Below are 25,617 nucleotides of genomic sequence, written 5' to 3'. Positions count from 1 at the left end.
GGTGGCGCCTAGAGCAGGGACGCAGCGGCGCGGTCCACCAGCCATCGCGTGGCGGTGGTGCCGTGCACGGCGCTGGCCGGGACCGCGGCCTCGTTGACCTCGTGCTGGGCCGCGGCCAAGGCCGGGGCCTTCTCGGAGCCGGCCACCAGCAGCCAGACCTCGCGGGCCGCGTTGATGGTGGGCATGGTCAGCGACACCCTGTCGGCCGGCGGCTTGGGGGACTCGTGGACGGCGATCGCCCCGGTGTCCTGTGAGCTGGTGTGGTGCGGGAACAGGGAGGCGACGTGGGCGTCGGGCCCCATGCCCAGCATCAGCACGTCGAATGCCGGGCTGGCCTGCCCCTCGGGGGCCTCGGCGGCCAGCAGCGCGGTGTACGCCTCGGCCGCGGCCTCCGCGGTGTCGTATTCGTCGCTCGAACCCATCGGGTGCACGGTCTGCCGGTCCAGGCCCAGCGCGTCGAGTTCGGTGAACAGCTCCGCGGCCTGGCCGATGTTGCGCTGCGGTGAATCGGCGGCGACGAAGCGCTCATCGCCCCACCAGAAGTGCACCAGCGACCAGTTCACGGCGTGCCGGGCCGGGTTGCCGGCCACCGCCTGCAGCGCGGCGATGCCCAGGCTGCCGCCGGTGACCACCACGTGGGCGACCCCGCGGGCGGCGATGGCGTCCTGCACGGCGGTGATCAGCCGGCCGGCCACCGCCTGGGCCGTGGCGTCCGCGTCCGGGTGGATGACGATCTGTCTAGCGATCACTGGGCTCAATACTCCTCAGGTTGGTCAGGTGCAGGCCGCGGGTGACCACCTCGCCGAACACGTCGTCGGCGTCCAGGCGGCGCATCTCCTCGGCCAGGCAGTCGGCGATCGGGCGGCGCGGCAGGGAGATCCGCTGCGGCGCGCTGCCGGGCAGGTACAGGTGGGCGACCTCCCCGGTGGGGCGGGAGAGTTCCACGTCCCCGGCCTTGCGGCTCAGGCGCACACTGGATAGCCCGCCGGTGGACTTGTCCGCCGCGATCGTGACCGGCACGTTCAGGCACATGGTCAGCCAGGCGGCCAGCAGCGTGGTGGACGGCGAGTTCGCCGAGCCCTTCACCGTGATGTTCTTCAGCCCCTTGGTGGCGATCAGGTCGATGATGCTGGCCAGCTGGGCGCGCCACAGGGTGATGCGGGTCCAGGCCAGGTCCGAGTCCCCGGCCTGGTAGGTCTTGGCGCGCTGGAACAGGGCGGCCTCCGGGTCCGGGGCCTGCCCGGAGTCGGTGATCCGCCGGTGGGCGAGCTTGCCCAGCGGCGTGTTGGCCGGGTCGTCCGGCACCCCGTGCGGCCACCACGCCACGATCGGCGCGTCGGGCAGCAGCAGGGCGGAGATCAACGCCTCGTCGGCGATGATGTTCGGGCCGCGGGTGCGCATCACGATGACCTCGGAGGCCCCGGCGTCCCCGCCCACGCGGATCTGAACGTCCAGGCAGTTCTTGCCGGTCACCGGCCCGCGCACCACCACGATCACCCGGCAGGGGTGTTCGCGGCTGGCCAGGTCGGCGGCGTCGATCGCCTTCTCGGCGAACCCCTCCCGGGTGATGACCACCAGGGTCAGCACCCGGGAGAGCGCGGAGGCGCCGTGGGTGCGCCGCGCGGTGATCAGTTTCTTGGCCACCTGGCTGGTGGTGGTGTTGGGAAGATCGATCATCATGGCCGGCGCCACGTCCTTCCGTCTCGGGCCATCAGCTCATCGCTGCTGGACGGGCCCCAGGACCCGGGGTGGTAGGGCTCGGGCTGGCAGTCCAGCGCGGCCCAGTGTTCCTCGAACGGGTCCAGGATCCGCCAGGACTGTTCGACTTCCTCGTGGCGCGGGAAGAGCGGCGGCTCGCCCAGCAGCACGTCCAGGATCAGCCGTTCATAGGCTTCGGGGGAGGATTCGGTGAACGCGTTGCCGTACCCGAAGTCCATGGTCACGTCGCGGATCTCCATCTGGGTGCCGGGCACCTTGGAGGAGAAGCGCATGGTGGCGCCCTCGTCGGGCTGCACCCGGATCACGATCGCGTTCTGCCCGAACTCGTCATCCTCGTGGTCGGTGAACAGCAGGTTGGGGGCGCGCTTGAACACCACCGCGATCTCGGTGACGCGCCGGCCCAGGCGCTTGCCGGCGCGCAGGTAGAACGGGACCCCGTGCCAGCGCCGGGTGTTGATGTTCAGCCGGATCGCCGCGTAGGTTTCCGTCTTGGACTTGGGGTTGAATCCTTCCTCGTCCAGGAATCCGACGACCTTCTCCCCACCCTGCCAACCGGAGGTGTACTGTCCGCGGGCGCTGGCCGCGTCCAGGTCCTCGGGCAGGGTGACGGCGGTGAGCACCTTCTCCTTTTCGGCGCGCAGGTGGTCGGCGTTGAAGGAGATCGGCTCCTCCATGGCCGTCAGCGCCAGCAGCTGCAGCAGGTGGTTCTGGATGACGTCGCGGGCCGCGCCGACCCCGTCATAGTAGCTGGCGCGTCCGCCGATGCCGATGTCCTCGGCCATGGTGATCTGCACGTGGTCCACGTACTTGTTGTTCCACAGCGGTTCGAACAGCTGGTTGCCGAAGCGGAAGGCCAGCAGGTTCTGCACGGTCTCCTTGCCCAGGTAGTGGTCGATGCGGAACACGGCATCGGGCGGGAAGACCGATTCGACGATGCTGTTCAGTTCCCGGGCGCTGGCCAGGTCATGGCCGAACGGCTTTTCGATGACCACCCGTTCCCAGCCGGGGTTGTTGTCGTTGGCCAGGTGGTGCTCGGAGAGCTTCTGGCAGACGACCTCGAACCAGCTGGGCGGGATGGAGAGGTAGAAGGCGTGGTTGCGCCCGGTGTTGCGGGTTTCGGCCAGCTCATCCAGGGTGGCCGCCAGCTGCTCATAGGCGGCGTCGTCGTCGAAGGCGCCGGAGATGAAGCGCATCCCGGAGGCCAGCTGCTCGAACACGGTCTCGTTGAACGGGGTGCGGGCGCTGGCCAGGATCCATTCACGGGCTTCGGCGGCGAAGTCCTGAGCGGACCAGTCACGCCGCCCGAACCCGACGATCGCGAAGTTCGGCGGCAGCAGGCCGCGGCTGGCCAGGTCGTAGACCGCGGGCATGAGTTTCTTGCGGGCCAGGTCGCCGGTGATCCCGAAGAACACCAGCGCTCCGGGACCGGCGATGCGGTTCAGCCGCCGGTCCCGGGGATCGCGTAGTGGGTTGCTCATCTGTTCCTTAGCTCACTCGTCCTTAAGCTCACCGATCAGCGGCTGGCTGATGGTCAAAAATCCTTTGGTGCCCGCCTACCCGGCCGGCCGCCGGCGGTGCCCCGCCCACCACGGCGCGGGCCGGGGTGGGCGGGACACTCACCCGGAAACCGGGCGGGGCACCGGCGCGGCTACTGCGCGCCGTCCTCGAGGCCGAGCGCGGCCAGCAGCTGGGCGGTGCCCGCGGCGCGGTCGGTGAAGTGCAGGCGCAGCACCGGGCGGGCGTGCTCCTCATCGCACAGCACGTTCGCGTCCCCGGAGGCCTGGGCGGCGATCAGCCCGGCGAAGCCGAAGCTGCGCCCGGGGATCTGCACGTCCCGCTGCGACTGGGTGGTCAGCTGCAGGTAGACCCCGGTGCGCGGCCCGCCCTTGTGGTACTGCCCGGTGGAGTGCAGGAAGCGCGGACCCCAGCCGAAGGTCACCGGGCGTCCGGTGCGTTCGGCCAGCACGTCGCGCAGCGACTGCAGCTTCGCATCCCCGTGCCGGTCCAGGTAGGCCTGGATGGCCAGGTAGCCGTTCTCGGGCAGCTGGGCGGTGAGCTGCTCCAGCGCATCGGCCAGGCTGTCGGCGGTGGAACCGTAGACCTCGATGGCGCCGAACACCGCGTCCGGTTCCCCGGCGGACGGGGCGTCCAGCAGGGTGCGGGCGGCGGCCTTGGCGGCCTCCACGTCGGGCTGGTCAAACGGGTTCAGCTGAAGCAGGTAGCCGGCCACCGCGGTGGCGTACTCGAAGATCAGGAACGCGGCGCCCAGCGGGGCGGAGAAGTGGATGGCGGTGGTGTCCTCGGCCACCTCGTCGGGCAGCTGCCCGTACAGGTAGAGCGGCATCACATCGCCGGCCGGGTCACGCAGCTCCGGGGCGTTGAGGTGGGCGACCACAGGCAGGATCCCCTTGCCCAGCTTGCCGGTGGATTCGGCGATGAGCTGCTCGGCCCAGTCCCCGAACCCGGCCAGCGCCTGGGCGTCGGAGGCGAAGACCAGCTTGTCCCGCCCGGTGGTGGCCAGCGCCGCCCCCAGGTGCAGGGCCAGGTTGTCCTCGTCGTCCTCGGCCAGCAGGTCCGAGACCAGCCCGGCCTCCTCCAGCAGCGCGTCGATGTCCGCCCCGGCCAGCCCCGAGGGCACCAGGCCGAACGCGGTCAGCGCCGAGTAGCGTCCGCCCACGTTCGGGTCGGCGGTGAACACCGCCCGCACCCCGCTAGGGTCGTCCATCGGCGAGCCCGGGTCGGTGACCAGCACCAGCCGGGTGGCCGGGTCGATGTCGGCGGCCTGGAAGGCGGCGGTGAAGGCGCGGCGCTGCGAATCGGTTTCCACGGTGGAGCCGGACTTGGAGGCGATGACCACCACCGTGTGCTGCAGGTCCTCGTTGAGGATCGCGGAGACCATCTGCGGGTCGGTGGTGTCGCACACCACCAGGTCCACGCCGTCGTTCGCGGTGATCACCTCCGGGGCCAGCGAGGAGCCGCCCATCCCGCACAGCACAATGCGGGTCAGGCCCTCAGCCACCAGCTCATCGCGCAGGTTCAGGATTGCCGGCACCAGTTCCTCGGCAGTGTCGAAGGGGTTGGTCCAGCCCAGCCGGATGGCGGCCTCGGACTCGGCCTCGGGCCCCCACAGGGTGGGGTCCTGGGCCGCGATGCGGCTGCCGACCTTATCCTCCAGCAGCCGCGGCAGGTATTTCTCGACCGAGGCCAGGGCGGCCCCGGAGGTCACCAGACCCAGTTCCATTTACTTGGCCTCCTTGAGCGCCACGGCCATGTCCTGCAGCAGTTCGTTCCACGAGTCCTCGAACTTCTTCACGCCCTCGGTCTCCAGCTGCTCCACGACCTGGTTGTAGTCGATGCCCAGGGCCGCCAGCTTGTCCAGCACGCGGTTGGCGGCATCGTAGCTGCCGGCGATCGCGTTGGGGCGCACCTGGGCCTCGGCGGCGGTGGCGTCCAGCGTCTTTTCCGGCATGGTGTTCACGGTCTGCGGGGCAACCAGCTCGGTGACGTACAAGGTGGCCGGGTAGGCCGGATCCTTCACACCGGTGGAGGCCCACAACGGACGCTGCACGTTGGCGCCGGCGGCGGCCAGCACCTCGAAGCGGGCGGTGGAGAACTGCTCCTCGAAGATCTGGTAGGCCAGGCGGGCGTTGGCCACACCGGCCTGCCCGCGCACGGCGGCGGCCTCATCGGTGCCCAGCGCATCCAGGCGCTTGTCGATCTCGGTGTCCACGCGGGAGACGAAGAAGGAGGCGACCGAATGGATCTTGGACAGGTCCAGGCCCTTGGCGTGGGCCTTCTCCAGGCCAATCAGGTACGCGTTGATGACCTCGCGGTAGCGCTCCAGGGAGAAGATCAGGGTGACGTTCACGCTGATGCCCTCGGCGATGGTCTCGCTGATGGCCTCCAGCCCGGCCAGGGTGGCGGGGATCTTGATCAGCACGTTCTCCCGGCCCACGCGCTCATGCAGCGCCTTGGCCTGGGCGATGGTCTCCGCGGTGGTGTGTGCCAGGCGCGGGTCCACCTCGATGGACACGCGTCCGTCCACCCCGCCGGTGGCGTCGTAGACCGGACGGAACAGGTCGCAGGCGCGGGCCACGTCGTCGCTGGTGATTTCCAGGATGGCCGCGTCCACCGACTTCTCGCGGTGTTCGGCGATCGCGGTGCCGTAGACCTCGGCGTTGGACAGTGCGGCGGCGAAGATCGAGGGGTTGGTGGTCACGCCGGTGACGTTCTTCTCCTCAATCAGCTTGGCCAGCGAACCGCTGGTGAGCCGTTCACGGGAGAGGTCATCGAGCCAGATGGAGACACCGGCGTCGGATAGTGCCTGGGTGTTTGGATTACTCATGGGTAAATGGTTTCCTTACTTCGCAACTTTTTCCGCGGCGGCCACCACGGCCTCGGTGGTGATCCCGAATTCGCGGTAGAGCGTCTTGTAGTCGGCGCTGGCGCCGAAGTGATCCAGCGAGATGATCTCGCCCTGCGCGCCAACGAATTCGCGCCAGCCCATGGCCACCCCGGCCTCCACGGAGACGCGGGCGGTGACGGCGGCGGGCAGCACCTCTTCGCGGTAGGCGGCGTCCTGCTTGGCGAACCATTCCTTGCTCGGCAGCGAGACCACGCGGGCGGCAATGTCCTTCTGGGCCAGTTCCTCACGGGCCTGCACCGCCAGCTCCACCTCGGAGCCGGTGGCGATCAGGATGACGTCCGGGGTGACCTCGGCACCCCCGCGCATGGCCTCGGCCAGGATGTAGCCGCCCTTGAGGGTGCCTTCGGCGCCGCGGAAGCCCGGGGCGGTGCGGTCGAAGACGGCCAGGTTCTGGCGGGAGAGCACGATGCCGGCCGGGTTGGTCTTCAGCTGCAGCATGCCCTGCCAGGCGTAGGAGACCTCGTTCGCGTCGCCGGGGCGCACCACGTCCAGGTTCGGGATGGCGCGCAGGCTGGCCAGGTGCTCCACCGGCTGGTGGGTCGGGCCGTCCTCGCCCAGGCCGATCGAGTCGTGGGTCCACACGAAGATCGAGGGCACGCCCATCAGCGCGGCCAGGCGGATGGCCGGGCGCTGGTAGTCCGAGAAGATCAGGAACGTACCGTTGAAGGCGCGGGTCGGGGAGCCGAGCACGATGCCGTTGGTGATCGCCGCGGCCGCATGCTCACGGATGCCAAAGTGCAGCACGCGCCCGTACGGGTTGGCCGCCCAGGCGTCGGTGGAGCGCTCGGCCGGGGCGAAGGACGCGGCGTCGTTGATGGTGGTGTTGTTTGAACCGGCCAGGTCGGCAGAGCCGCCCCAGAGTTCGGGCAGCACCTCGGCGATGGAGTTGATGACCTTGCCGGAGGCGGCGCGGGTGGCCAGGGAGGTGCCGGCCTCGAACACCGGCAGCTTCTGCTCCCAACCCTCGGGCAGCTCGCCGGCGCGCAGGCGTTCGAGCAGGGCGGCGTCCTGCGGGTTGGACTTGGCCCAGGTGGAGAACTTCTCGTCCCACTCACGGTGCGCCTGGGCGCCGCGGTCGGCGACCTTGCGGGCGTGGGCGAGCACGTCGTCGGCGATGTGGAAGTGGGCTTCGGTGTCAAAGCCCAGGGCCTTCTTCAACCCGGCGACTTCCTCCCCGCCCAGCTTGGCGCCGTGGATGCCGCCGGTGTTGGCCTTGGTCGGCGAGGGCCAGCCGATGATGGTGCGCAGCGAGATGATCGACGGGCGGGTGGTTTCGGCCTTCGCCGCGCGGATCGCCGCGTCCAGCTCGTTCATGTCCTCGACGTAGTCACCGGTCTTGGTCCAGTCCACCCGCTGGGTGTGCCAGCCGTAGGCGGCGTAGCGGGCGAGCACGTCCTCGCTGAAGGCGATGTCGGTGTCGTCCTCGATGGAGATCTCGTTGTCGTCGTAGATCACCACCAGGTTGCCCAGCTGCTGGTGTCCGGCCAGCGAGGAGGCCTCGGAGGTGACGCCCTCCTGCATGTCGCCGTCGGAGGCGATGACGTAGATGGTGTGGTCAAAGGGGCTGGTGCTGGCCGGGGCCTGCGGGTCGAACATGCCGCGCATCCGACGCTGGGCGTAGGCGAAGCCCACGGAGGAGGCCAGGCCCTGGCCGAGCGGGCCGGTGGTGATTTCCACGCCCGCGGTGTGGCCGAACTCCGGGTGGCCCGGGGTCTTGGCGTCCCAGGTGCGCAGCGCGGCCAGGTCCTCCATCTCCAGGCCGTAGCCGGAGAGGAAGAGCTGCAGGTACAGGGTCAGCGAAGTGTGACCGGGGGAGAGGATGAAGCGGTCGCGGCCGAACCAGTTCGGGTCGTTCGGGTCGTGGCGCAGGTGCTTCTGGAAGATCAGATAGGCGGCCGGGGCCAGGCTGATGGCGGTACCGGGGTGGCCGTTGCCGACTTTTTCGACGGCATCAGCGGCCAGGACGCGAGCCGTGTCGATGGCCTTCTGGTCCAACTCGGTGAGTGAAAATTCTTCAACTAAGGATTCAGTCGCCACTGCGGCGTTTCCTTCCATTCAGGCTGGGGGAATGGTGTTTTCCCGCTGACACGCAATACGCCGTCGACCTCGAACCCGTGTCGTTCGAACTCGGGGATAAGGCGGCGACGGCGCAACTAGTGTCCACTCTATCGCGGATCACCCGGTTTGTGGTGGGTTGTTTCAAGATGACGGGGCCAAGTTAGCTGACGGCGTACGCCGGACGCATTTGTCGTGGTCCGCCGCGGATTCCGGGCTGCTTCCCCGTCGGGACCGACGGCGCGGACACCCCTGCCTCCTCCCCGGGCCTGCGGGTGCGGAGGCTGCCTTGCCTGTACCCGTCTTCGGAACGCGCCCACAAGTCTTCGGCGTTGTTCGCCTGGCACATTACAAAGCCTGGTACTTGTTAGGTGCAGGATCGCGGTTCGTTGGGTTCTCTCAGCAGTCCGGCGCCTGGCCTGCCGCTGCCGCGTCGCGCACGTGGTAGCCGGAGCCGGGCCGCCAGTCGGGGGCGAATGTGCCGCCGTCCACAGGGCGGGACGGTGCGCCCACGCCTGCCCTGTTCTCGTCCGTTTGCCGATTTAGTGCGGGAGATGGCCGGAATCACGCCGGAGTAGGCCGGATATGACCCAACTCAACTACCCTAAGTCTTCTATTACGCGTAGAATAAGGACGTCTGTCTTGTACCCGTGAAGAACTGAGTGCGTTTAATTGAAGTCTCTTAGTGTCGCCGATGCGCCGAGCCCCCAGGCCTCGCGTCAGCTCGATGAGACCACCGGCGAATTCATCAAGCGCAAGGCCAGTGCCTACGTGGCATTGACCAAGCCGCGCGTCATTGAGTTGCTTCTGGTCACCACCCTGCCCACGATGATCTTCGCCTACGGCGGGTTCCCCTCGGTGTGGCTGATGGCTTCGACCCTGATTGGCGGCGCATTGGCCGCTGGCGCCTCGGGCGCCTTCAACTGCTATTTCGACCGGGACATGGACCGGCTGATGAAGCGTACCAAGGGCCGCCCGCTGGTGACCGGAGATGTGACTCCGCGCGAAGCGCTGATCTTCTCCTGGGTGCTGGCCATTACCTCCCTGGCGATCTTCTGGTTTGGCACCAACCCGCTGACCACGGCGCTGGGGCTGCTGGCCATCCTGTTCTACGTGGTGCTCTACACGCTGATCCTCAAGCGCCGCACGACCCAGAACATCGTGTGGGGCGGCATCGCCGGATGCATGCCGGTGCTGATCGCCTGGGCCGCGGTCACCAACACCCTGGAATGGCCGGCCTTCATCCTGTTCGTGGTGATCTTCCTGTGGACCCCGCCGCATTACTGGCCGCTGTCCATGAAGTACGCCGATGACTACAACGCGGCTTCGGTGCCGATGTTTGGCGCGATCGCCAACGCTCGGCGCGTCTCCGTGCAGGTCGTGCTCTATGCCTGGGCCACCTTCGTCTGCTCGATGCTGCTGGTGCCCATGGGCTACGCCGGCATCGTGTACACCGCCCTGGCCGGCGGGGCCGGTCTCTGGTTCGTTTACGAGTCGCACGTGCTCTACCGCGAAGCCCAGCGCGAGCACAAGCCCGCTGAGATGAACCGCAAGGCGATGAAGGTCTTCCACATCTCCATCACCTACCTGTCGATCGTGTTCCTGGCGCTGGCCATCGACCCGTTCGTCGGCAGCCCGCTGTTCGGCTAGAACCCCACGCTTCAGCCCCCGGTGCATTCACCGGGGGCTTTTGCGTTCTCGTCCAGCTCCTAAGTTCGGCCGATGGGTAACTCTTGCTGTACAAGTCTTGTGGTACAAGGTATCTTCGACTTATGGATCGGGCAGTGGAGAAAATGGCAACCAACCTGCGCAAGGGCGTGCTGGAGTACTGTGTGCTCGCCTTGCTCGATCAACGCGAAATGTACGGCCTGGAGATCGCAAACGAGCTCATGGAACGCGAGCTTTCGGCCAGCGAAGGAAGTTTGTACCCCCTTTTGGCGCGCATGAAGCAGGCTGGCAGCGTCGATGCGCGCTGGGAGGCCGGTGATGGCACCCGTTCGCGGAAGTACTATGCCATCACCGAGCACGGCCGACATCAGCTGGCCAGCTTTCGTGAGGTGTGGCGGGGGATTCAGCAGCAGGTTGACGGGCTCTTGGGAGGGCATCATGTCTAGCATTTCCACCGATCGTGCGACCCAGCGGTATTTGCGCCGGCTCAAGGGTGCTTTGGCCGATGTACCACGACCTGAGAGGGAATCGATTTTGCAGGACGTGCGGGACCATATTGACGAGGCCTTGGCCCAGGGGCGTGAGCCGGAACGGATCCTGGCGGCATTGGGTGAGCCCAGGCTCGTCGCCGAGGCAAGCCGCAGCGAACTGGATTCGCCGGCCCAGCGCGGCGTGCGCAACCCGGCAGCGGTGCTGTGGGGTGTCACGGTCGCCCTGGGCGTTCTGGCTGCGGTGGTGGTGAGCTTTTTCCTGCGCAATCCCGAGGGGCAGAGCCCGGAGGCGACCAGCGTGCCGCAGGAGACGCTATCCTCCCTGGTCGACGCGTATGGCCCGGGCGCTGCCGTGTTGACCCTGCTCCCGGCGTTGGCCTGCGCTGCGGTGGTGCTGGTGCCGTACGGTGCGCGGCGGTGGCTGATGATGCTCATCGCGGCCTTGCTGAGTGTGCTGGTGTTCATCGGGCCCTTCGACGCGGGCCTGTTCCTGGTGCCCATGGCGGTCACCGCGTGGATGGGCGCCGTCATTGGGTATGCCAGCACGGTGACAGCGCCCCGGGCGGAGGCGCTGGTGATGCGCATTCTCGGGGCACTGCTGTTGGTGGTGCCGGTGGTGCTGGTCCTCGCCGGCTTGATGGTGGGAAGCTTCGGTGCGGCCCAGATCCCATTGCTGCTCTGGGCCGTCTTTAGTGTGCTGCTTGCCGCGGGTTATGCCGCGAACTCCCGTGCAGCCCACTGGGTCACCCTGGCCTACGGTCTGCTGGTACTGGGGGTGGCGGTTGTTGATGCCGGAATCCTGGTCGCTGCCCTGTGGGTCGGCGGTGGGGTCATCCTGGCGATGGGGCTGTACGGACTGCTGCGCCTGCCCCCGCGCAGCGCGCTTCGGGTGCCGGAGGCCGCCAGCGAGCTGTCCTAGCTTCCAGGGCCATCAACCGACCGAAAGCAGGGGTGCAGCAGCCTCGCCCCGGGTCTCGGGCGTCCCCGGCTGTGTGCGGCTCCGCGCCAGGGTTTCGGGCAGTGAAGTGCCACCGGAAGCGCGTGATGCTGGACAAAGAACAGCGACCCGGTGCCGGATCGCAATGGGTTCCGACACCGGGTCGCTGCGCACCACGGTGGGACGGCCTGGGGCCGCCTTGGGGCCGGCTAGAGCTGGGAGACGTTGTGCTGCGGCACCTCGTACTTGGGCAGGCGCACCGCACGGTCCCACACGTTGGTGGTGGCGATGCCCAGCAGCGCGCTGCCCAGCATGTGCAGGATGACCAGCACGATCGGCAGGCCGGTGAAGTGCTGGATGTACCCGATCGCGGCCTGCAGGAGCAGCACGCCGACCAGCCAGTACAGCCCGTGGGTGAATTCCGGACCGGCCTTGCGCTTGGCCGCCAGCACCAGCAGGACAATGGTCGCGCCGATCAGCAGGTACACCGGGGCGGTGTGCATGCGGGTCACGGTCAGCGGGTCGAACAGGTGGCGGGGGGCCGAGGCGTCCCCGGCATGCGGACCGGTGCCGGTGACCACGGTGCCGAAGATGATGGCCAGCATGGAGGCGATCCAGGCCACCCAGGAGACCTGGGCGATGGTCTTGTCCTGCACCGGGGCGGGGGTGTGCTTGTATTCGCGGCCGGTGCGGTTGACCAGGACGGTGGCCAGCATGACCAGGGCCATGGACAGCAGGAAGTGCAGGGACACCACCCACGGGTTCAGCCCCGACCAGACGGTGATGCCGCCAATGACCCCCTGGAAGGGGATGCCGATGAGCAGGACCCAGCCGATCACAAACAGCGAACGGTGGGTGGAGCGCATCCTCCAGATGGCCACCAGGAAGGCCAGGGCGATGGCCATCAGCACGAAGGTCAGCAGGCGGTTGCCGAACTCAATGAAACCGTGGATGCCCATTTCCGGGACCGGGGTCATGGTGCCGGGCATGCAGTTCGGCCACTGCGAGCAACCCAGCCCGGACTTGGTCAGGCGCACGGCGCCGCCACTGATGATGATGCCCACCTGGGAGACCAGCGAGGCGATCGCCAAGCCGTGCACGGTCTTGGTGACCTTGGTGGGCAGCCTGTCCGCCCAGCTCGTGGACGGGGCAACGGACGAAGACATTAACTTCTCCCTCGGATTGGTGTGGCGGTTAGTTCCATTTGAACAGCTTGACGGCCGCGAATGAGCCCACGACGGTCCACACCACCAGCAGCAGGCCTGCCGGGAAGTGGAAGACGCCGTCGATGAGCGCCGCGCGCAGCGAATCGCCCAATGCCGCGGAGGGCAGGGCGTTGAGGATGGGGTGGATCCAGGCCGGGGCCATGGAGGTCGGGAAGAGCACCCCGCCGACGCCGGCCAGCAGGATCCAGGCCAGGTTGGTGATGGCCAGCGTCGCCTCGGGCCGCACGGTCCCGGCGATCAGCAGGCCCAGGGCGGTAAAGCAGCCGGCGCCCAGCAGCAGGAAGAGCAGGGAGGGCAGGATGCCGACCAGGCGTGGTTCCCAGCCCAGCAGCAGCGCGCAGGCCCCGATCAGCACCAGCTGGATGGCCAGGACGGTCAATACGGCCACGACCTTGCCGAAGATCAGCCCGGTGCGCCCCAGCGGGGTGGTGGAGAACATCCGCAGCACCCCGTAGCGCCGGTCGAACCCGGTGCCGATGCCCTGCCCGGTGAACGCGGTGGACACCACGCACAGGGCCAGCACCCCGGGCACGGCGGCGTCGATGTTGCGTTCGGCCACCCCGTCGATGAGGTTGGTGAAGGTCAGGGCGAATAGGGCGATCAGCGGCATCACGATGGCCAGCACCAGCTGTTCACCGTTGCTGAGCATCACGAGGGTCTCGTACTTGCCCTGCAGGGCGATGCGCCGCAACGGGGAGACCGCGTTGTTGGGCACGCTCTGGTGCCGGGGAAGCTCGGTCGGTGCGCTCATGCGTTATCGGGCTCCTTCTGGGCGATCTCCAGGAACACGTCCTCCAGGCTGCGGGCCTGCAGGCTCAGGTGGTGGGGCAGGATGCCGGCCTCGGCCCACCAGGTGGTCAGCCACAGCAGGTGGTCGGGGGAGCGGACCCCGTCCAGGCGGTATTCGCCCGGGGCCGTTTCGCTCAGGTGCAGTCCGGCGGGCACGGCATCCGGCAGCGCCAGGCCGGCTCCGGCCCCGAAGGAGACCGGGCGGGTCTGCTGTTCGGCGGCGGCCAGGGTGGTCAGTTCGCTGACCGAGCCCTGGGCGACGGTGCGCCCACGGTCGATGATGTACACGTAGTCACTGAGCTTCTGGGCGTCATCCATCAGGTGGGTGGTCAGGATGATGGCCTTGCCCGCATCGCGCAGGTCGCCGATCAGGTCGAACACCACCTGGCGCGACTGCGGGTCCAGCCCGGCGCTGGGCTCGTCGAGGAAGACGACTTCCGGGTCCCCGGCCAGTGCCGCGGCCAGCGCGACGCGCTGCTTCTGTCCGCCGGAGAGCCGGCGGATGGTGCGCGAGGCGAAAGATTCGATGTCCAGCCGTTTGATCAGCGCATCCAGGTCGATGGGGTTACGGTAAAGCGAAGCGACGTGGCGCAGCAGCGGGATCGGGCGCATCGACGGGGGCAGCCCGCCATCCTGGAGCATCACCCCCACCCGGGAGCGCAGTTCGGGCTTGTCCCCGTAGGGGTCCTGCCCCAGCAGCTGGATGCTTCCGCTGTCCGGGCGCAGCAGGCCCTGGGCGCAGCTGAGGGTGGTGGACTTCCCGGCGCCGTTGGAGCCAAGCAGGGTGGTCACCTGTCCGGGGTGGGCCTTGAGTGAGACGGAGTGCAGGACCCGGAGCATCCGGTTATTCAGCGCCGGCACCGGTCCAAGGTCCTTGCACAGCTCACTGATGATGAGACTGGGGGAATCGGAAGACACCCATCGATTCTACGCTAGGTCGAAGTTGGGTCCGATGAGGCTTTGCTCACGGCGGTTTTCGGGCAAACACGCTAAGATAAATTTCGTGGTCATGTTGAAAATTGCCGGTGCCGAGCAGGTGCCGACAATGGCTAACCTTAGTAAGCACTTCCTTACTAGACCTTAGCGCTAAATATGGTCATGCTTGTGTTGTGTATTCATCTAAAGCAAACTCAGTTGGCGATCAGCCGGCAAAGGTAGTGGGCGCGATTGGGGATACCGAAGAACGGACGCGCGACCGCGTGTTGTATGCCGTCTTGGAAGACGGCCCGGTCAGCGCGGCAGAGTTGGGCAAGAAACTTGGTTTCACCCCGGCAGCCGTTCGACGCCACCTCGATGCCCTGTCCAAGGCCGGGCTGGTCGAGGTCAAGCTGGTCGCAAACCAGAAGTCCGGTGCCGGACGCCCCTCGCGCCGGTACGTGCTCTCCCACCGGGGGCAGGCGAAGTTGGGCAACGACTACCTGGACATCGCCACCCAGGCCCTGCGGGATCTGGGCGACGCGGCCGGGGAGGACGCCATCCGCGGGTTCGCCCGCCGCCGCTTCCAGGACATGGAGGCCCGGTACGCCAAGGCCCTTGAGGGGGTCGAAGGCCTGGAGCAGCGGGCCGAGGTGCTCGGTGAGCTGCTGAACGCCGACGGATTTGTCGGGTACACGCGCACCGTGGACACCAAGCTGCCCACGGCGTTGATGCACAGCGTGCAGCTGTGCCAGGGGCATTGCCCCATCCAAGACTTGGCACGTGAGTTCCCGGTGTTCTGTGACACCGAGACGGAAATGTTCGCCCGGCTGCTGGGGGTCGACGTACGTCGGCTCTCCACGCTGGCCAGCGGCGGTCACGTGTGCACGACCCACATCCCCGTGGGCCGTGAAAAGGCGCCGCGACGCGCCGAGAAGAGAACTCGAATTCAGTTCACGAAGCAGGAGAGGCCGCGATGACGGATCAGATTGCACATGAGTCTGCCGACCCGGGCGTGATTTCCGAGATCCTGGAGAAGAACCCTGAACTCCACGGGATCGGAAACTACGAATACGGTTGGGCTGACAGCGACGAGGCAGGTGCCAGCGCCCAGCGTGGCCTCAGCGAGGCCGTGGTGGAGAACATCTCGCACCTGAAGAGCGAGCCGGAATGGATGCTCGAACGCCGCTTGAAGTCGTTGAAGTACTTTGACCGCAAGCCGATGCCCACCTGGGGCGCGGACCTGTCGGGCATCGACTTCGACAACATCAAGTACTTCGTTCGCTCCACCGAGAAGCAGGCCACCAGCTGGGAGGACCTGCCCGAGGACATCAAGAACACTTACGACAAGCTGGGCATCCCGGAGGCTGAAAAGCAGCGCCTGGTGGCCGGTGTGGCCGCCCAGTACGAGTCCGAGGTCGTCTACCACCAGCTGCGTGAGGACCTGGAAGCGCAGGGCGTGGTGTTCCTGGACACCGACACCGCGTTGAAGGAACACCCGGAAATCTTCCAGGAGTACTTCGGCACCGTAATCCCGGCGGGCGACAACAAGTTCGCCGCGTTGAACACGGCCGTATGGTCCGGCGGCTCGTTCGTGTACGTGCCCAAGGGCGTTCACGTCGAAATCCCGCTGCAGGCCTACTTCCGCATCAACACCGAGAACATGGGCCAGTTCGAGCGCACGCTGATCATCGCCGATGAGGGCTCCTACGTGCACTACATCGAGGGCTGCACCGCACCGATCTACCAGTCGGACTCGCTGCACTCGGCCGTGGTGGAGATCATCGTGAAGAAGAACGCCCGCGTTCGCTACACCACCATCCAGAACTGGTCGAACAACGTCTACAACCTGGTCACCAAGCGCGCCATCTGTGAAGAGGGCGCCACCATGGAGTGGGTCGACGGCAACATCGGCTCCAAGGTCACCATGAAGTACCCGGCCGTGTACCTGGTCGGCGAACACGCCAAGGGCGAGACCCTGTCCATCGCCTTCGCCGGCGAGGGCCAGCACCAGGACACCGGTTCGAAGATGGTGCACATCGCCCCGAACACCTCCAGCGCGATCGTCGCCAAGTCGGTGGCCCGCAATGGCGGACGCTCGGCCTACCGCGGCCTGGTGCAGGTGCGCGAAGGCGCCAAGGGCACCAAGAACTCGGTGGTGTGTGACGCGCTGCTGGTCGACCAGATCTCACGTTCGGACACCTACCCCTACATTGACGTGCGTGAAGACGACGTCACCATGGGCCACGAGGCGACCGTCTCGCGCGTATCCGAGGACCAGCTGTTCTACCTGATGAGCCGCGGCATGGCCGAGGACGAGGCCATGGCAATGATCGTGCGCGGCTTCGTCGAGCCGATCGCCCGCGAGCTGCCGATGGAATACGCACTGGAACTGAACCGCCTCATTGAACTGCAGATGGAAGGATCGGTCGGCTAAGCATGTCGGAGACCACTACCCATATTCCGGACGAGAAGGCCCGCATCGGCGCCCCCTCAATCCCGGGTTTCACCGAAGAGGGCGAGAACCTCTCGCCGCTGAACGAGGCCGCCTCGCCGCTGGCCGGCGACTCGGTCAAGGGCCACAGCCACGGTGGCGGGGTCGGCATTCCCGACTCCTCCCGTGCCGGCCGTCTGACCAGCTACAACGTCGATGACTTCGCACCGCTGACCGGCCGCGAGGAAGACTGGCGCTTCACCCCGCTCAAGCGCCTGGGCGGGCTGCACAAGAAGGAACTGACCGGCGCCGCGCCGAAGGTTGAGCTCAGCGGCGACGAGAAGGTCACCATCACCACCGTGCCGGCCAGCGACAAGCTGCGCGGCGTGGTCTCCACCCCGGAGGACCGGGTGGCGGCCAACGGCTGGAAGTACGCCAACGAGGCGCACGTGCTGACGATCCCGGCCAACGCCGAGGGCATCAAGTCGCACCTGACCATCACCGGTGAGTCCATGGACCCCGCCGCCCAGCACATCATCGTGATCGCCCAGGAGAACTCCGAGGCGACCCTGGTGCTGGACCACGTCGGTTCCGCCGTGCTCTCGCAGAACATCGAGTTCGAGGTGCGCGCCGGGGCGAAGCTGACCGTCGTGTCGCTGCAGGCCTGGAACGATGACGCGATCCACGCCTCCAGCCAGCAGGCTGCCGTGGCCAAGGACGCCTACTTCAAGCACATCGCCATCTCCTTCGGTGGCGACCTGGTGCGCGTGAACCCCTCGGCCCGTTTCGCCGGGGAGCACGGTGAGGTGGAGCTGTACGGCCTGTACTTCGCAGACGCCGGCCAGCACCAGGAGCACCGCCTGTTCGTGGACCACAACCTGCCCAACTGCACCTCCAACGTGCTCTACAAGGGTGCGCTGCAGGGCGAAGGGGCACACACCGTGTGGATCGGCGACGTGCTGATCCGCAAGGAGGCCTCGGGGACCGACTCCTACGAAGCCAACCGCAACCTGGTGCTCACCGACGGCACCCGTGCCGACTCGGTGCCGAACCTGGAGATCGAGACCGGCCTGATCGAGGGTGCCGGGCACGCCTCAACCACCGGACGCTTCGATGACGAGCACCTGTTCTACCTGATGAGCCGTGGCATCGACGAGAAGTCCGCCCGCCGCCTGGTGGTTCGCGGCTTCCTGAACGAAATCGTGCAGCAGATCCGCGATGAGGAACTTGAAGCGCGCCTGACCGACATCATCGAAAAGGAATTGGCCGTCACCAACAACTAGTTGGCCGGGTAATTCGAAAGATTTTAGACACAGAAACGGAACGACGTATGTCTACTTTGGAAATCAAGGACCTGCACGTCTCGATCGACACCGAGCAGGGCGAGAAGGAAATCCTCAAGGGCGTCTCGCTGGTGATCAACACCAACGAAACCCACGCGATCATGGGTCCGAACGGTTCGGGCAAGTCCACCCTGGCCGCCACCATCGCCGGTCACCCGCGCTACAACGTCACCAGCGGCTCGATCATGCTGGACGGCGAGGACGTGCTGGAGATGAGCGTTGACGAGCGCGCCAAGGCCGGCCTGTTCCTGGCCATGCAGTACCCGGTCGAGGTCCCGGGCGTGTCCATGACCAACTTCCTGCGCACCGCCAAGACCGCCATCGACGGCGAAGCACCGAAGCTGCGCACCTGGACCAAGGACGTCAAGGAAGCCATGGGCAAGCTGAAGATCGACGCCGACTTCGCCCAGCGCAACGTCAACGAAGGCTTCTCCGGCGGTGAGAAGAAGCGCGTGGAAATCCTGCAGCTGGAACTGTTCAAGCCGAAGTTTGCCGTGCTGGATGAAACCGACTCGGGCCTGGACGTTGACGCGCTGAAGGTTGTCTCCGAGGGCGTGAACCGTGCCCAGGACGAGAACGAGATGGGTGTTCTGCTGATCACCCACTACACCCGCATCCTGCGCTACATCAAGCCGGACCACGTGCACGTGTTCGTTGACGGCAAGATCGCCGAACAGGGCGGCCCGGAACTGGCCGACCGTCTGGAAGAAGAGGGCTACGACCGTTTCCTGAAGGTCACGGCCTAGTTAGGTGGAAACCATGAGCGAATCAACTGAACAGCACGAGGGGTCGACCACGACCCCGCTGGAGGATGTCGAGGAAGCGCTCAAGGATGTTATTGACCCGGAACTGGGAGTCAATATCGTCGATTTGGGTCTGCTCTACGGGCTGAAGTACGCCGAGGACGGCGTGCTTCTGATCGACATGACCCTGACCACCGCGGCCTGCCCGCTCACCGACGTGATCGAGGAGCAGGTGGCAGCGACGCTGGAGAGCATAGTCGACGAGCACCGTCTGAACTGGGTCTGGATGCCGCCATGGGGTCCGGAACGGATCACCGACGACGGCCGTGACCAGATGCGTGCCCTCGGGTTCAACATCTAGTCACAGACCCCGGTCCAGCAGGCCGGCACACCGCCCACGGGCGGGCGTGCCGGCCTTCTGGCGTTAACCCCCACGCGGCGGGGTGCAGCAGCCGGCCGCAGCCGCGCCGCCACAAGCAGCGGCTGCGTGGAAGTTACCCGGTGCAGCGTCATCTGCTGGGGGACCGCCACGCCGGATGATAACGTGATGGCCAAGTGGCGTAATCAATGCAGGTTCGCCTTATTCACACGAGTTTGCGGAGCAGTTGATGTCCGAATCCCCAGAACACGGCGTCCCCACCCGGTTGGCCCGGCCCATGGCCGAGATCCGCGAGGCGCTGAAGGACGTGATCGACCCCGAGCTCGGGGTCAACATCATCGATCTGGGCCTGGTGTACGGGCTGCGCTTCAGCGAACGCGGGGTACTGGAAATCGACATGACGCTGACCACCGCCGAATGCCCGCTGACCGATGTGATCGAGGAACAGGTCGCTTCGGTCCTAAGGAACCTGGTCGGCACCTACCACCTGAACTGGGTCTGGCTGCCGCCCTGGAGCGCGCAGCGGATCACCGATGAGGGACGAGAGCAATTGCGGGCACTGGGCTTCAACATCTAGCTCCCGGCCCACGCGTAGGAGCAGTCCTAGGCCACAGCAGGGCCTTGCAAGGCCAGGGCCTCGAAGGCGACCGCGCTGCCCGTACCCCCGGCGGCAGCCATCAACGCCACGGCATTCGCCCCGTGCAGCCCACGCCGCCGGGCCTGCCAGAAGAGCCGCGACACCAGGATCGCGCCGCTGGCCCCATACGGGTGTCCCAGTGCCAGGGCGCCGCCCTCCAAGTTGACGCAGGCCTCGGCCACATCCAGTTCGTCCAGGCACGCCAGGGCCTGGACGGCGAAGGCCTCATTGAACTCCAGCAGCCGGGGCGGGGCCTGCAGCAGCTGCGGCAACAGCCGCTGCAGATTGCGGTAGGCCGGCACCGCCGCCATTCCCAATACCTGCGGATCACAGGCGCCGGCGGCAGCGCCCACGTACCGCAACGCAAAACCCACTCGTAGTCGCCCCAGTGTTTCGGCATCGACCAGCATCACCGCCGCCGCGCCATCATTGATCGGACAACTGTTCCCGGCCGTCACGCTGCCCCCGGCCACGAAGGCCGGACGCAACGCGGAAAGCTTCTCCATGCTCAGGTTGCTTCTGGGGCAGCCATCGCGGGTGACCACCCCCTGCGGCGTGTCAACCGGAACCAGCTCGCCGGTGAAGTGCCCGGCCTGTTCGGCCGCCAGCGCCCGATGGTGGCTGCGCAGCGCGAAACGGTCTTGTCGTTCGCGGGAAATCCCATAGCACCTGGCAATGTTTTCTGCCGCAACCCCCATGCCCGGGTCGGGGTCCGGGGCGGGAGTGAACCGTGCACGGGAATAGCGGCGGACCGGTTCCATCGGATCATGGGGGTTGCTCAGCCTCCAGGGCGCGGTGCTCACGCTTTCGGTACCGCCGGCAATGACTACCCGGGCTTCGCCGCAGGCGATCATCCTGGCCCCGGCCGCGATTGCCTCCAGCCCGCTGGCGCATTGGGCGTCAAAACTGGTGGCTGGCACGTCGGGGCCGAGGCTGCTGGCCAGGGTGGCTATCCGGGCAATGTTGCCCCCGGGCCCGGCCGCGCTGCCCAGCAGCACCTGATCCACCTCCCCGGGCGGCACCCCGGTCTCCTGTAGCAGTGCATCGATCACGGTGGCGGCCAAGCGTTCGGCGCCGACCTGCGAGTACTGCCTGGCGCTGCGCAGGATCGGGGTACGCCGTGCAGCAACCACATAGACCTGGTTCATGAACTTCTTCCCTTCCTGCACGAGGTGCGGACCCAGCGGGCTTCACGCGCGTGCGCCGCAAACCTAAGCCCGTACCGTGTTGTTGGCCGGCGCCCGCAGCAGCACCGCGCCCTCGGGCGACCAGACGTCGGAAAGCCGCCCGACCGCGATCTTGCCGCTGCTGGTCAGCGGCCAGGTGTCGACGCACCGCAGCTCGTGCGGGATCTTGTAGGTCGGCAGGACCGCCGCCAGCCGGGCGCGGATTTCCTGCGCATCCAGGGTGGGGCAGAGCTCGTCTCGCTGGATGACCGCGATCAGCCGGGGAGCCGCTTCAGGCTCCTCATGCAGCAGAACCTCGACATGGGCCAGCCCCAGTGCGGCGGCCATGGCCTGGCTGATTTCGCTGGGGTGGATATTGTTGCCACCCAGGTTCAGCATTCCTCCGGCCCGCCCGAGGACAAACAGCGTCCCGTCCGTAAACCGGCCCATGTCCCGGACGCTGAGCCGGTTGCCGTCCCAGCGGAAGCGTTCCTGACCGCTGGGATGGTATCCGCTGGCCAGCAGGGGGCTGTGCACGTAGATTTCCCCGATGCCGGTCTCTTGATCCGGTGCGGCGATGTGCAACTGGACGCCGGGAAATGGAGTGCCGGCGAATCCGGTGGAGGCATTACGCTGCGCCGTGGTGGTGCTGCGGTAGGCGATTAGGCTGTGTTCGCTTGTGCCGTAGTATTCCACGACGTCCTCGAGGCCGGGCAGCTGCTGCAGCCGGCGGCGCAGGGGCGCGGGCAGGTTTTCCCCGCCGCTGATCGCGTAGCGCAGGCCCTCCAGCAGCCGTGGATCAAACTGCTCCAGTAGTCGGCGCAGGATGGAGGGAACTGCCACCACGCGGGTGCACCGGTGGGATTCGAGCAGTTCTCGTACCTGCCGTGGCATCCAGCGTCCGGTCAGCAGCGCCGTGCCTCCGGTGGTAAGGCTTTCCACGACCGCGTAGAGGCTGAGTCCATGGGCCAGCGGCCCGGGAATGAGGCTGATTTCTCCGGCGGTGGCGTGAAGGATCTTGCTGCCCAACCGGACGCTGGCCTGCCAGGAGTGGCGGGTGCGGCAAATCGCCTTGGGCAAGCTGGTGGTACCCGAGGTGAAGACGACCAGCAATTCACGGTCCGCATCGATGTGCGGTGGGGCCAGTAGGGACGCTGGCTCATCTTCGGACAAGTCAATGGGCAACCGCATCAGGCCGGGGACGGCTGCCTGCTGCAGCGCCTGGGCGCCTGCCGCGTCACACAGCACGTGGCGCAGATCCAGCTGGCGGAGCACGGCTCCCAGGCGGGATGCCGGCCAGGCCGGATCCAGCACCACGGCGCTGATCCCCGCCAGCACCAATGAGTAGAACCCGGTGATGGCGTGCAGCGGTTCGAAGGCCAACAGGCCCACCCGGGGCGGGAGCTGGTCCTCGGAAATCTTGCTGCCGGTGGCGGCCGCCACCCGGTCAGCGCCCCGGCAGGCCGCGGCGTAGAGCCGGGCGTAGCTCAGCGTCCGTTCGGTGCCGATCAGTGCCGGCTGTTGCGGAGCCGTTAGGGCACGCTGATAAAGGGTGGCGGCCAGATCCATGGGTGCTACTTCATCAGTCCGGAGTAGCTGCGGTGCACGGTCACGGCCACCACGGTGGTCAGGACGGCCTTGAAGAGGTCACCGGGCAGGAAGCCAAGCGAGCCCAGGGCCGAGGTGCCCATCGGGATGCCGGTGACCATGGTGGTCCAGGGGATGCCGCAGGCGTAGATCACCAGGATGCCGCCAATGATGGTGGACACCAGTCCAGCGGCCAGCTGTGCGCCCTTGCTGTGGCACCGCAGCACCCAGTACTTGAACAACAGACCAATCAGCAGCGAACCGAGAACCCAGCCCAGCAGGTAGCCGCCGGTCGGACCGGCGAAGACGCCCAGCCCTCCACGGCCGCCGGCCAACAGCGGAAGCCCTGCGGCCACCAATGCCACCAGGGTGAGGTTGGCCAGCATGCCGCGCCAGGGGCCCAGCAGGGCTCCGGCAAGCATGACACCCAGGGTCTGCAGTGTGATCGGAACGGGGATCACACCCAAGGTGATCGGCGGTACCAGGCCCATCGCGGCGATCAGGGCCGCGACCACGGCCACCAGAACGGTGTCCCTGGTGGCGTTGGAACGGCCAGGGTTTTCCGGCAGGTTCGACGGTCGCGCCGAGCTGCCGTTGGCGGAGTCTCTGACTGAAGGAGTGCGGTTCATTGTTGCTTCCTGGATCAAGGGTGGATGGGAAGAGTCTGAATTTCTGGTTGCCGAGCAAGGCCCGGCCGGTGTGGTTCGGGCCGGCTATGCGTGGCGTTGTGGGCGAGTTCGGGCCTGCTGGCCCGCCTCGACGCTGTCATAGCCGCGGGCGTCGAGGGCTTCGGCGGTCTCATCGGCAACCCGCAGGGCCCGGATGACCAGTGGGACCGAGACGGCCAACGGGTTGTTGCCCAGTCCGCGGGCGTGCTGGGCCTCGCGTACTTCGAGGTAAATGCGCTTGAGTTCGGGGATGAAGCGGATGGCCAGGGCCAACCCGAGGGCGATCTGCGCCGGATTCGCGCCGACGTGGCGCAGCGGCGCCACAATGCGCTGGAACAGTTCGAGCATTTGGTCGAACGTCGTGGTGAGACTGACCGTATAGGCGCAGAGGCATAATGTGAGCAGGCGCAGAGCCGCCACCGCGGCCTGGTTCCAGTCGGTCTGCAGCCCCATCACCACAAAGACCAGCCCCACGATGATCACCAAGGTGATTAGCGGCAGTCTCAGGCTGCGCAACGGCACCCGGGCGGAGAGCATCAGGAGTACCGCCACGACCAGGGCGGCCGCCAGGACGCGCCAGCTGGGGATCAGGTAGAGGCCGATACTCACCAGAAGCAGCACCAGGAATTTCGCGCCGGCGGGCACCTGGCCAAGCCATGAGTCATTGTGGGCCGTTATCATTGGGCGCTCCAGTCGCGGTAGTACTGCACCGCTGCGGACGGGGGGCCATCGAAGCCGATGCCGCCGTCGGTGACCACGAGCACCCGGTCGAAGTCCTCGAGCAGCTCCAGGTCGTGGGTGACCACCAGGCAGCGTTGCGGCAGCCGCGCGATCTCCCGCTGGAATCGCAGGCGGTTGCGCAGATCCAGCATCGTGGTGGGTTCATCAAAGACGATGACCTTCGGGTCCATGGCCAGGACGGCGGCCAGCGCCACCATCTGTTGTTCACCCCCGGAGAGCGTGTGGCTTTCGCGGTGCGCCAGGTGGCTGATCCCCAGTTCATGCAAGGTGGCGCTGACTCGTTCGCGGCGTTGGCTGGCCGGCAGGCGCAGGTTCTTCAGGCCAAAGGCGATGTCGTCCTCGACCAGGGGCATGATGATCTGGTTGGCCGGGTTCTGGAACACGAACCCGACATCGCGTCGCACCTTCTTCGCGTCCCGGGTGGTGCTCAGTTCGCCTACCCGAACGGTACCGGTGCTGGGCAGAACCAGGCCGTTGAGCAGGCGCACCAGTGTGGACTTGCCCGCACCGTTCGGACCAATTACCCCAATGCGAGATTCGTTGAGGGTCAGGTTGATGTCATCCAACACCAGTGTGCCTGCCCGCTGCACGGACACGTGGTCGATGCTCAGCTGCGGGATCTGGGGGAGTGCGGAAAGCTGGTCCTGCCCCGGCGTACCCTGAAAGTGGAGTTCGCGTGGAATCGGGGTGGTGCGGGGCTGTGTCATGCGATTCTTCCTGAGGTCCTGCGGCGGCTGTGCCCGGTTCCGTGGAACCGTCAAGCAAGAGCATACTTGATCACTGTTCAATTGTCTTGATCAGTGTTCAAGAATCGTCACGTTATGGCTGCAAGTCGACCGAAAGCCCCGGCGCCTACTGGAGGCGGATGCTGCAACAAATCTGCGGTCGGGCCTACTTCAGCAGGATCTGCTCGAAGATCAGTCCAATGGACAGGCAGATCATGATCAGCCCACTAAGGACGGTCACGACACGGGCGGCCAGCGGCCGACTGCGCAACAGGATGCGCGCTCCGAGTGCCACCGCGAAGTACACGCCAATGGACACCGTGAAGTGCAGCAGTCCCAGTAGCGTGGTCTGCAACGCCAGTGGCCACGCGGCGGCCTCGGTGATGAACTGCGGGATCAGGGCAACGTACAGCAATAGGGCCTTGGGGTTCGTCGCGCTGGTCAGCAGGCCCTTGGCAAAATCGGCGCGCGGGGTGGCACGGCGCAACTTTGGTTTGCGAATCATGGTCAGGGTTCCGGATGTTGGCTGCGGTGCGGAAGCATCAGCCATTTCGAGGCGGTCTTCTGCTTCGATTTCCTCCAGTGGTCCGTCATGGAATGCGGCCGACTTCCAATTGCGCAGGGTGCTGATCCCCAGCCAGAACAGGTAAAGCGCGCCGATGGCGGTCAGCCAGCTGAGTAGTTGCGGGGATCCTGCCACCAGCGCCGCGATCCCGGCTGCCACCAGTGCGGTGTGAAACAGGTACCCCACCAGCAGGCCGATCACGGCCGGAACGAAGGAGCGACGGGAGATCGCCGAGGAGATGATGTAGGCCCAATCGGCTCCCGGGGTGCACGCCAGGGTGAGCGAGACAAGCGCAAAGCCTGCCAGGAGCGAGGGGTCCATGAGTTTCTCCGTTCGGTCGTTCTGCCTCAACGCTAGGCAAAAAACGCCGAAATGTGCTTGCGAAGTTTCTCCCTTTACCCGC

General features: G+C 66.7%; 24 protein-coding genes. 9 read left to right on the top strand and 15 right to left on the bottom strand.

The genetic code is table 11. The features are described 5' to 3' along the window. Window positions 1–8: 8 nt before the first annotated feature. The 6 genes from pgl to tkt all read right to left on the bottom strand — a co-directional run bounded on the left by pgl (window position 9) and on the right by tkt (window position 8,200). Entirely contained in the window at window positions 9–749 is a 741-nt protein-coding gene (gene pgl / locus GcLGCM259_RS08655) for a 6-phosphogluconolactonase (protein ID WP_138926358.1), read from the bottom strand. Continuing rightward, window positions 739–1,680 (bottom strand): glucose-6-phosphate dehydrogenase assembly protein OpcA, encoded by a 942-nt coding sequence (locus tag GcLGCM259_RS08650; RefSeq protein WP_138926357.1) that lies wholly within the window; start codon window positions 1,678–1,680, stop codon window positions 739–741. The genes pgl and GcLGCM259_RS08650 overlap by 11 nt, the downstream gene beginning before the upstream one ends. Further along, window positions 1,677–3,197: a glucose-6-phosphate dehydrogenase gene (gene zwf, locus GcLGCM259_RS08645; protein ID WP_138926356.1), complete on the bottom strand. Its 1,521-nt coding sequence runs from the start codon at window positions 3,195–3,197 to the stop codon at window positions 1,677–1,679. Before zwf ends, GcLGCM259_RS08650 begins: the two co-directional genes overlap by 4 nt. A 170-nt stretch (window positions 3,198–3,367) precedes the next feature. Continuing rightward, window positions 3,368–4,960 carry a phosphoglucose isomerase-related protein gene (locus tag GcLGCM259_RS08640; protein WP_138926355.1) on the bottom strand — a complete coding sequence of 531 codons (1,593 nt, stop codon included), beginning with the start codon at window positions 4,958–4,960 and terminating at the stop codon, window positions 3,368–3,370. Continuing rightward, window positions 4,961–6,064, bottom strand: a complete 1,104-nt coding sequence (gene tal, locus GcLGCM259_RS08635) for a transaldolase (protein WP_138177788.1) — start codon at window positions 6,062–6,064, stop codon at window positions 4,961–4,963. A 15-nt stretch (window positions 6,065–6,079) separates the two neighbouring features. Next, entirely contained in the window at window positions 6,080–8,200 is a 2,121-nt protein-coding gene (gene tkt, locus GcLGCM259_RS08630; RefSeq protein WP_138926354.1) for a transketolase, read from the bottom strand. A gap of 747 nt (window positions 8,201–8,947) precedes the next feature. Here tkt and GcLGCM259_RS08625 point away from each other — a divergent pair. From GcLGCM259_RS08625 to GcLGCM259_RS08615, 3 genes are all read left to right on the top strand, one after another. Beyond that, window positions 8,948–9,850 carry a heme o synthase gene (locus tag GcLGCM259_RS08625; RefSeq protein ID WP_246049874.1) on the top strand — a complete coding sequence of 301 codons (903 nt, stop codon included), beginning with the start codon at window positions 8,948–8,950 and terminating at the stop codon, window positions 9,848–9,850. Window positions 9,851–9,993: 143 nt separating this feature from the next. Beyond that, a complete protein-coding gene (locus GcLGCM259_RS08620) occupies window positions 9,994–10,314 on the top strand; it encodes a PadR family transcriptional regulator (protein ID WP_246049491.1) in 321 nt (106 codons plus the stop codon). Next, complete coding sequence (locus GcLGCM259_RS08615) at window positions 10,307–11,278, top strand: DUF1700 domain-containing protein (protein WP_175419370.1); 972 nt, start codon at window positions 10,307–10,309, stop codon at window positions 11,276–11,278. Before GcLGCM259_RS08620 ends, GcLGCM259_RS08615 begins: the two co-directional genes overlap by 8 nt. A gap of 227 nt (window positions 11,279–11,505) precedes the next feature. On the opposite strand, the gene GcLGCM259_RS08610 is transcribed toward GcLGCM259_RS08615, so the two are convergent. The 3 genes from GcLGCM259_RS08610 to GcLGCM259_RS08600 are packed head-to-tail and all read right to left on the bottom strand — an operon-like array spanning window position 11,506 to window position 14,229. Further along, a complete protein-coding gene (locus tag GcLGCM259_RS08610; protein ID WP_138926351.1) occupies window positions 11,506–12,462 on the bottom strand; it encodes a COX15/CtaA family protein in 957 nt (318 codons plus the stop codon). A gap of 28 nt (window positions 12,463–12,490) precedes the next feature. Further along, window positions 12,491–13,273, bottom strand: coding sequence for an ABC transporter permease (locus GcLGCM259_RS08605; protein WP_138926350.1), 783 nt, complete (start codon window positions 13,271–13,273; stop codon window positions 12,491–12,493). Continuing rightward, entirely contained in the window at window positions 13,270–14,229 is a 960-nt protein-coding gene (locus tag GcLGCM259_RS08600; RefSeq protein ID WP_138926349.1) for an ABC transporter ATP-binding protein, read from the bottom strand. Before GcLGCM259_RS08600 ends, GcLGCM259_RS08605 begins: the two co-directional genes overlap by 4 nt. Before the next feature lie 191 nt (window positions 14,230–14,420). Here GcLGCM259_RS08600 and GcLGCM259_RS08595 point away from each other — a divergent pair, with 191 nt between their 5' ends. From GcLGCM259_RS08595 to GcLGCM259_RS08570, 6 genes are all read left to right on the top strand, one after another. Continuing rightward, window positions 14,421–15,206 carry a helix-turn-helix transcriptional regulator gene (locus GcLGCM259_RS08595; protein WP_138177772.1) on the top strand — a complete coding sequence of 262 codons (786 nt, stop codon included), beginning with the start codon at window positions 14,421–14,423 and terminating at the stop codon, window positions 15,204–15,206. Then, window positions 15,203–16,663, top strand: a complete 1,461-nt coding sequence (gene sufB, locus GcLGCM259_RS08590) for a Fe-S cluster assembly protein SufB (RefSeq protein WP_138177770.1) — start codon at window positions 15,203–15,205, stop codon at window positions 16,661–16,663. The genes GcLGCM259_RS08595 and sufB overlap by 4 nt, the downstream gene beginning before the upstream one ends. 2 nt (window positions 16,664–16,665) lie before the next feature. Continuing rightward, complete coding sequence (gene sufD, locus GcLGCM259_RS08585; RefSeq protein ID WP_138177768.1) at window positions 16,666–17,943, top strand: Fe-S cluster assembly protein SufD; 1,278 nt, start codon at window positions 16,666–16,668, stop codon at window positions 17,941–17,943. A 47-nt stretch (window positions 17,944–17,990) separates the two neighbouring features. Beyond that, the gene (gene sufC / locus GcLGCM259_RS08580) at window positions 17,991–18,749 is read left to right on the top strand and encodes a Fe-S cluster assembly ATPase SufC (RefSeq protein WP_054820772.1); all 759 of its coding nucleotides are present in this window, start codon (window positions 17,991–17,993) and stop codon (window positions 18,747–18,749) included. 13 nt (window positions 18,750–18,762) lie between these two features. Then, entirely contained in the window at window positions 18,763–19,107 is a 345-nt protein-coding gene (locus tag GcLGCM259_RS08575; protein WP_138177766.1) for a metal-sulfur cluster assembly factor, read from the top strand. 247 nt (window positions 19,108–19,354) lie between these two features. Beyond that, the gene (locus tag GcLGCM259_RS08570) at window positions 19,355–19,702 is read left to right on the top strand and encodes a metal-sulfur cluster assembly factor (protein WP_138177764.1); all 348 of its coding nucleotides are present in this window, start codon (window positions 19,355–19,357) and stop codon (window positions 19,700–19,702) included. A 26-nt stretch (window positions 19,703–19,728) separates the two neighbouring features. Here GcLGCM259_RS08570 and GcLGCM259_RS08565 read toward each other — a convergent pair whose 3' ends face one another. From GcLGCM259_RS08565 to GcLGCM259_RS08540, 6 genes are all read right to left on the bottom strand, one after another. After that, complete coding sequence (locus GcLGCM259_RS08565; RefSeq protein ID WP_138926348.1) at window positions 19,729–20,910, bottom strand: thiolase family protein; 1,182 nt, start codon at window positions 20,908–20,910, stop codon at window positions 19,729–19,731. 63 nt (window positions 20,911–20,973) lie between these two features. Further along, the gene (locus GcLGCM259_RS08560; protein WP_138926347.1) at window positions 20,974–22,497 is read right to left on the bottom strand and encodes a class I adenylate-forming enzyme family protein; all 1,524 of its coding nucleotides are present in this window, start codon (window positions 22,495–22,497) and stop codon (window positions 20,974–20,976) included. A 5-nt stretch (window positions 22,498–22,502) separates the two neighbouring features. Next, complete coding sequence (locus GcLGCM259_RS08555) at window positions 22,503–23,144, bottom strand: biotin transporter BioY (protein ID WP_138926346.1); 642 nt, start codon at window positions 23,142–23,144, stop codon at window positions 22,503–22,505. 84 nt (window positions 23,145–23,228) lie between these two features. Next, window positions 23,229–23,864: an energy-coupling factor transporter transmembrane component T family protein gene (locus GcLGCM259_RS08550; protein WP_138926345.1), complete on the bottom strand. Its 636-nt coding sequence runs from the start codon at window positions 23,862–23,864 to the stop codon at window positions 23,229–23,231. Then, window positions 23,861–24,631 carry an energy-coupling factor ABC transporter ATP-binding protein gene (locus GcLGCM259_RS08545; protein WP_138177754.1) on the bottom strand — a complete coding sequence of 257 codons (771 nt, stop codon included), beginning with the start codon at window positions 24,629–24,631 and terminating at the stop codon, window positions 23,861–23,863. The genes GcLGCM259_RS08550 and GcLGCM259_RS08545 overlap by 4 nt, the downstream gene beginning before the upstream one ends. A 184-nt stretch (window positions 24,632–24,815) precedes the next feature. Further along, window positions 24,816–25,535, bottom strand: coding sequence for a LysE family translocator (locus tag GcLGCM259_RS08540; protein WP_138177752.1), 720 nt, complete (start codon window positions 25,533–25,535; stop codon window positions 24,816–24,818). Between the last annotated feature and the right edge of the window lie 82 nt (window positions 25,536–25,617).

This window comes from Glutamicibacter creatinolyticus, assembly GCF_006094275.1.
In the GTDB taxonomy this organism is placed as follows: domain Bacteria; phylum Actinomycetota; class Actinomycetes; order Actinomycetales; family Micrococcaceae; genus Glutamicibacter; species Glutamicibacter creatinolyticus.
The sequence above is the reverse complement of the archived record's forward strand: the minus strand, read 5'-3'. Positions and strand labels throughout refer to the sequence as shown.

What these genes read in the sequence shown, in the direction of transcription:
- GcLGCM259_RS08615 (WP_175419370.1), top strand. Translation starts at nt 10,307, where the DNA reads ATGTCTAGCATTTCCACCGATCGTGCGACCCAGCGGTATTTGCGCCGG.
- GcLGCM259_RS08565 (WP_138926348.1), bottom strand. Translation starts at nt 20,910, where the DNA reads ATGAACCAGGTCTATGTGGTTGCTGCACGGCGTACCCCGATCCTGCGC.
- sufC (WP_054820772.1), top strand. Translation starts at nt 17,991, where the DNA reads ATGTCTACTTTGGAAATCAAGGACCTGCACGTCTCGATCGACACCGAG.
- zwf (WP_138926356.1), bottom strand. Translation starts at nt 3,197, where the DNA reads ATGAGCAACCCACTACGCGATCCCCGGGACCGGCGGCTGAACCGCATC.
- GcLGCM259_RS08550 (WP_138926345.1), bottom strand. Translation starts at nt 23,864, where the DNA reads ATGATAACGGCCCACAATGACTCATGGCTTGGCCAGGTGCCCGCCGGC.
- GcLGCM259_RS08575 (WP_138177766.1), top strand. Translation starts at nt 18,763, where the DNA reads ATGAGCGAATCAACTGAACAGCACGAGGGGTCGACCACGACCCCGCTG.
- GcLGCM259_RS08605 (WP_138926350.1), bottom strand. Translation starts at nt 13,273, where the DNA reads ATGAGCGCACCGACCGAGCTTCCCCGGCACCAGAGCGTGCCCAACAAC.
- GcLGCM259_RS08545 (WP_138177754.1), bottom strand. Translation starts at nt 24,631, where the DNA reads ATGACACAGCCCCGCACCACCCCGATTCCACGCGAACTCCACTTTCAG.
- tkt (WP_138926354.1), bottom strand. Translation starts at nt 8,200, where the DNA reads ATGGAAGGAAACGCCGCAGTGGCGACTGAATCCTTAGTTGAAGAATTT.
- GcLGCM259_RS08610 (WP_138926351.1), bottom strand. Translation starts at nt 12,462, where the DNA reads ATGTCTTCGTCCGTTGCCCCGTCCACGAGCTGGGCGGACAGGCTGCCC.
- sufB (WP_138177770.1), top strand. Translation starts at nt 15,203, where the DNA reads ATGACGGATCAGATTGCACATGAGTCTGCCGACCCGGGCGTGATTTCC.
- GcLGCM259_RS08570 (WP_138177764.1), top strand. Translation starts at nt 19,355, where the DNA reads ATGTCCGAATCCCCAGAACACGGCGTCCCCACCCGGTTGGCCCGGCCC.
- sufD (WP_138177768.1), top strand. Translation starts at nt 16,666, where the DNA reads ATGTCGGAGACCACTACCCATATTCCGGACGAGAAGGCCCGCATCGGC.
- tal (WP_138177788.1), bottom strand. Translation starts at nt 6,064, where the DNA reads ATGAGTAATCCAAACACCCAGGCACTATCCGACGCCGGTGTCTCCATC.
- GcLGCM259_RS08540 (WP_138177752.1), bottom strand. Translation starts at nt 25,535, where the DNA reads ATGGACCCCTCGCTCCTGGCAGGCTTTGCGCTTGTCTCGCTCACCCTG.
- GcLGCM259_RS08650 (WP_138926357.1), bottom strand. Translation starts at nt 1,680, where the DNA reads ATGATGATCGATCTTCCCAACACCACCACCAGCCAGGTGGCCAAGAAA.
- GcLGCM259_RS08560 (WP_138926347.1), bottom strand. Translation starts at nt 22,497, where the DNA reads ATGGATCTGGCCGCCACCCTTTATCAGCGTGCCCTAACGGCTCCGCAA.
- GcLGCM259_RS08640 (WP_138926355.1), bottom strand. Translation starts at nt 4,960, where the DNA reads ATGGAACTGGGTCTGGTGACCTCCGGGGCCGCCCTGGCCTCGGTCGAG.
- GcLGCM259_RS08555 (WP_138926346.1), bottom strand. Translation starts at nt 23,144, where the DNA reads ATGAACCGCACTCCTTCAGTCAGAGACTCCGCCAACGGCAGCTCGGCG.
- GcLGCM259_RS08620 (WP_246049491.1), top strand. Translation starts at nt 9,994, where the DNA reads ATGGCAACCAACCTGCGCAAGGGCGTGCTGGAGTACTGTGTGCTCGCC.